This is a genomic window from Glycomyces luteolus (genome assembly GCF_027622875.1).
Lineage (GTDB): Bacteria > Actinomycetota > Actinomycetes > Mycobacteriales > Micromonosporaceae > Glycomyces > Glycomyces luteolus.
This window is the reverse complement of record NZ_JAPZVP010000001.1, coordinates 444,430-449,492: the sequence shown is the minus strand read 5'-3', so window position 1 is coordinate 449,492 and position 5,063 is coordinate 444,430. Positions and strand designations below refer to the sequence as shown.

Genomic DNA, 5,063 nt, shown 5'->3' with positions numbered 1-5,063 from the left:
CCCGCGCCGATCTTCTCCCGCTTCACAATCCCCGTTTCGGGGAAGGATCAAACCCTTGTCCGAAGGCGCCGCGATCGCACTGGCCTCCGCCGCCGCGGTCTTCGTGGCCCCCAAGGAGGCCCACGCCGTGGACATCCACAACGGACTGTGCCTGGATGCCAGAGGACGGACCACCGGCAACGGCACCCCGCTCACCCTCCGGAGCTGCGACAGCGGCGCGATCCAGGAGTGGCGGATCGCCTGACCTGCGTCCAAACGGGCCCCGACGGCGGGGAGGGTGAAAACCGACCACTGGTCGGTGAATTCGCCCCTTCCCGCCGCCCGGGGCCGTTCGTACGCTCGACGGGTGACGGCCGGGGGCCGTCGATCGAAAGGACGCCATGCTCACCTGCGGTCTCGTCCACCCGCCGCTCCTCGCCGCGCTGGCCGCGGCCGGGCACGGGTCGCGGATCCTCCTCGCGGACTGGCACTTCCCCTGCTCGACGCACACCAATCCGGCGGCGGCGCTGACCAGCGCCAGTACGCGAACCTGCTGTTGACCGTCGGCGTCGCCGGCGTGACGCCACGAAAGGAACACTGAACCATGACCGGTAAGCACCGCGAGCGCCTTCCCGAATGGGCGCGGGAGGCCAGCCTCGGCATCTTCATCCACTGGGGACCGTACGCGGTCCCGGCCTGGGCCGAGCCCGAGCACATCGCGGGTGAGGAGGAGCCTGAAGGCGGCTGGTTCAAGCACAGCTCCTACTCCGAGTGGTACGCCAACACCATCCGCATCGAAGGCTCGCCCGCGGCGGCGCACCACGCGGAGGTCTACGGTTCGGCCCCTTACGAGGACTTCCTCGACCAGTGGCAGGCCGAGGACTACGACCCCGCCGCATGGGCGCGGCTGTTCGCCTCGCTCGGCGCGGACTACGTCGTGCCCGTCACCAAGCACCACGACGGCGTGACGCTGTGGGACGCCCCCGGCAGTGAAGGCTGGAACACCGTAGACCGCGGCCCGAAGCGCGACCTGCTCGGCCCGCTCGCCGACGCCGTGCGCGCGGAGGGGATGCGCTTCGGCGTCTACTACTCCGGCGGCCTCGACTGGTCGATCACCGACTTCCCGCCGATCGTAGAGGTGGACGACATCTGGCGGTACCGCCCCAACGACGCGGCCTACGCGGCTTACGCCACCGCTCACGTCCGCGACCTGATCGACCGCTACCGGCCGTCGGTCCTCTGGAACGACATCGAGTGGCCCGAAACCGGCAAGGAGGACGGCTCGCTCGACGAGCTGATCGCCCACTACCGCGAGGTCGTCCCCGACGGGATCGTCAACGACCGCTGGGGCGCGGATGTCTGGGACTACCGCACGAGCGAGTACTCGATGGGCCGCGAGAAGGAGGACGGGGTCGGCTGGGAGCACAACCGCGGTCTCGGTTCCTCCTTCGGCTACAACCACGTGGAGGACGAATCGCTGACGTTGAGCCCGCGCGCGCTGGCGGAGCACTACACGGACGTGGTCTCGCGGGGCGGTCGGCTGCTGCTCAACGTCGGACCGGACGCGTCCGGCCGCATCCCGGACGTGCAGCTTCGCACGCTCGACGGCGTGGCCGGATGGATGTCCGCGCTCAAGCCGTACACCGCCGACCGGAGCTACCCGGGGGCCGATGCGGTCACGGTCTCCGCTGCAGACGGGAACTGGTGCCGCCATTGGGCGAGCGGCGACCGGCTGGTGGTCGTCGCCGACCGCCCCGAGGCCGTCGACGTCACCGCGCCCGGTCATGAGGTCGTGCGCATCGCCCTGCCGGACTAGCGTTTCGCCGCTCGAGGGCGCCCCCGTGGCGTCCTCGAGCGTCAGCGCCGCGGCGGTGCTGTGGACTCCCGGACCACCAGTTGGGGCTTGACCACCGAGGACTGCAGGTCGCCTTCGCCTTGGAGGCGTCGCGACAGCAGGTTGAACGCCCGGGCGCCGAGGTCCTCGAAATCCTGTTCGACCGTGGTCAGGGAAGGGCGCCAGAGCGAGACTAGGGGATGGCCGTCGAATCCGGCGACGGAGACATCGCCCGGGACGTCTATGCCGCGGTCGGCCAGGGCACGCATGACGCCTAGGGCGATCTCGTCGTTGCCGCAGAACACGGCGGTCACGTCGTCGCGACCGGCGATCCGCTCGCCCCAGCGGTAACCGGCGAGGGCGTCCCACTCGGAGCTCATCACCGTCGGGACTTCGACACCGGCGTCTTGAAGGGCGGCGCGCCAGCCCTCGGTGCGGCCCGAGGTCTTGCCGCCGGTGGGCCCCGCGATGTGGTGAACGGTTCGATGTCCTTGCCGGAGCAGGTATTCCGTGACCTGGCGCCCGCCCGCGGCCTCATCGATCAACGCCGCCAGAGTGCCGTCCGTACGCTCCGATCCGCCTCCGGCGGCGACGACCGGCAAGGATTCGGGCAGCGCCCGTGAGGCTTTGATACCGGCGCGACGGAACTCCAGCACGATCGCTCCGCCGACGGGCTGCGACAGGGCGAGGTCGACCGCGCGACTCACCGACTCGTCCTCATCGGAGGCGACGATGGTGATCGAGACCGACATGCCCGCCTGCTGCGCGGCGGTCTCGACACCGCGGAGCGTGCCTGCGTAACCGTAGGTCGACGTCGTGGCCTCAGCGATGATCGAGATCAGGTTCGGCTGGCTCAACCGCAGTGAGCGGGCGGCGCTGTTCGGCCGGTAGCCGAGCTCCTTCACCGCGGCGAGAACACGCTGTGCCAGCTCTGGGGCGACGTTCTTGGTCCCGTTGAGCACGCGGGAGACGGTGGGCACCGAGACACCGGCCACCTTTGCGACGTCGGCGAGAACGGGGGCGCGGTACGACTTCGGGGAGGTCATGGGTTCGAGGATAACCTTCTCTCGGCGATGAAACGGCCGAGCGCTTTCGCGCTCGGCCCCTGCTGCTTCCATCGCGTCAGACTCGGATCAGGCGCCAGCGCTGCGGTACGGAGCCTTTGTTCGGCCACTGGATCACGATGTCGCCGTCGGCTTCCTTGTTGCCGTTGTCGAGCAGCATGCCGGAGCGTTCGCAGGTGAGCGTGACCGCGCCGCCGCCCACATCGGTGATCTTCCACCGCTGAGTGGCACCGCCGTTGTCGGTCCACTGTTTGACCTGCGCGCCTTCGGCTGTGGAGTTGCCGTTGTCGAGGGCCTTGCCCGATTGCTCGCAGACGAGCTTGTGGTAGCCGCTGCCGACGTCGGTGATCTTCCAGCGCTGCTGCGTGCCGCCGTTCTCGCCCCATTGGATGACAGGGCGCCCGTCGACAGTGGACCGGCCGTTCTCGAGGAACCTCCCGGAGCGTTCGCACATCAGGTAGTAGGTGGCGCCGGAGACGACCGCCGGGGTGGAGCGCATGTGCGCGAGCGTGCCCCAGCCGAGGGCGTCGAAGCCGCCGGAGTTGCCGCCGTAGTCGCCGCCGCCGCCCTCGGCCCGCACGAGCGCGGCCATGCGCGCGACGTTGGGCATCCTCATGCCCTTCCTGGCGCTGTAATGGTTGTAGATCAGCTCCCAGACGGGTCGGATCTGCCCGCGTGAGCCTGCCGAGATCACGGTGTGCTCGATGCCGTCGCAGTTGCGGTAGGTCGTGAACGGCACGTCGTAGCCGAGGTTGTAGCGGGCGACGTACTCGGCGGCCTTGGCGAAGGCGTTGTCGCGGGCGGAGTAGAGGTCGATGCCCTGGCTCCAGGCCATCTCCATGAGGGCGCCCATGAGGCCGACGCCCATGATCGAGTGCGCTTGGTCGCGGCCGGACTCCTGCCATTGGGCGAGGCCGATGTCGTTGTAGACGAACGGGATCGCGTTGTTGATCGAACCGGCGCCCGCGCCGTTGTGGAAGTAGTCCACGGCTTCGTCGATCATGGCCTGGTCGTCGCAGAGGATGCCGATGGCGAGAATCGAGGCCATGTTGCAGAGGTCCCAGTTGGCCCAGTAGTGCGTGTTGCAGGTCCCGTTGTGCCGGATCAGGAAGTCGCTGTTGAGCTCGTAGAAGACGGTCTTCATCATCTGCTGGAACCGGCCCAGGTCAAACCCGGGCGCGCCGCGGACCAGTTCGCCGGCGTTGGCGAACTGGTACCCGTAGATGCCCGAGGCGAGCCGCGAGTCCGAGGGGGGCCAGTAGATGGACTTCAGGGTCTGCGACCACGCGTTGCAGATCCGCACGGCCGCGTCGCGGTGGGCGGTGCTGCCGCTGATGTGCCAGCGCAGCGCGTTCTGGTAGGCCGCGTGGGCGTCGTTGTAGAGCAGCCAGTAGTTCTGGGGCTTGTCGGTGCTGCCGCGGACGATCTCCTCGACCGGCTGGGGCGTCCAGGTGCTCTGGGAGTGGGCGTTGGCGACGAGCTTGTCCCAGCCCGCCTTCCAGGGTTGGGCACCGGCGCCGACCTTGGCTTTCATGCGGTCGAGGTCGGCCTGCGTGTGGAGCGCGCCGGGGTGCGCGAACGCTTGGGCGGTTACCGGATCGGACTGCTCCTGGGCTTGTGCGATCGCGAGGCCGCCGGCGCCTGCGGCGGCCAGTGCGCCCGCGGTGACCGCGCCTTTCAGCAGGCTGCGTCTTCCGAAGCTTGTACGGGCGCGTGGCTGTGATCGGTCGATCTGATTGTCGGACATGGTCCTCCTTCTGCTACCGGGCGAGGGGCGGACGGGGAACACGACCCGAATCGGATAGCGCTCTCCCCCATATCCAAGATAAGGTTATCATCCATGTATGTCAATATAGAAAATTGGAGGTGCTCATCGATTTCAAGCTTGATCGCCATATGAGACGGCGTGGACAAGGAATCCATGAGGATCTCGGAGCGTCGGCCTGACCTCGCCAATACCGATCGGTCCCACCTGGATTTGAAATCGTTATCCCTCGCGAAGCGGCCGAAGGGCCGACCGCCTGCATGCCTCTCGCACACGCTGTCGACCCGAGCCTGCTCCGGCGACAGGCAGGAGACCCGGGGTCGCCCGCGAAGGCAACGACCCGCCGCGACCGACGAACGGTCGCGGGGGGGCGGATGGCCGGGGTGGCCGCTGGCGATGCGAAGTCGCCGCAGAACTGGAC

5 protein-coding genes are annotated in these 5,063 nt (G+C 68.4%); 3 read left to right on the top strand and 2 right to left on the bottom strand.

The genetic code is table 11. The annotated features are described in order from the left end of the window. The first annotated feature begins 55 nt into the window (after positions 1–55). The 3 genes from O1R50_RS02055 to O1R50_RS02045 all read left to right on the top strand — a co-directional run bounded on the left by O1R50_RS02055 (position 56) and on the right by O1R50_RS02045 (position 1,795). Entirely contained in the window at positions 56–244 is a 189-nt protein-coding gene (locus tag O1R50_RS02055; protein ID WP_270108186.1) for an RICIN domain-containing protein, read from the top strand. Positions 245–380: 136 nt separating this feature from the next. Next, positions 381–539 (top strand): RbsD/FucU domain-containing protein, encoded by a 159-nt coding sequence (locus O1R50_RS02050; RefSeq protein WP_270108185.1) that lies wholly within the window; start codon positions 381–383, stop codon positions 537–539. Between the two features lie 44 nt (positions 540–583). Continuing rightward, positions 584–1,795, top strand: a complete 1,212-nt coding sequence (locus O1R50_RS02045; protein WP_270108183.1) for an alpha-L-fucosidase — start codon at positions 584–586, stop codon at positions 1,793–1,795. 41 nt (positions 1,796–1,836) lie between these two features. Here O1R50_RS02045 and O1R50_RS02040 read toward each other — a convergent pair whose 3' ends face one another. Together O1R50_RS02040 and O1R50_RS02035 are read right to left on the bottom strand one after the other, a co-directional pair. Next, entirely contained in the window at positions 1,837–2,859 is a 1,023-nt protein-coding gene (locus O1R50_RS02040) for a LacI family DNA-binding transcriptional regulator (protein WP_270108182.1), read from the bottom strand. A 76-nt stretch (positions 2,860–2,935) separates the two neighbouring features. After that, positions 2,936–4,624: an RICIN domain-containing protein gene (locus O1R50_RS02035; RefSeq protein WP_270108181.1), complete on the bottom strand. Its 1,689-nt coding sequence runs from the start codon at positions 4,622–4,624 to the stop codon at positions 2,936–2,938. Positions 4,625–5,063 lie beyond the last annotated feature (439 nt).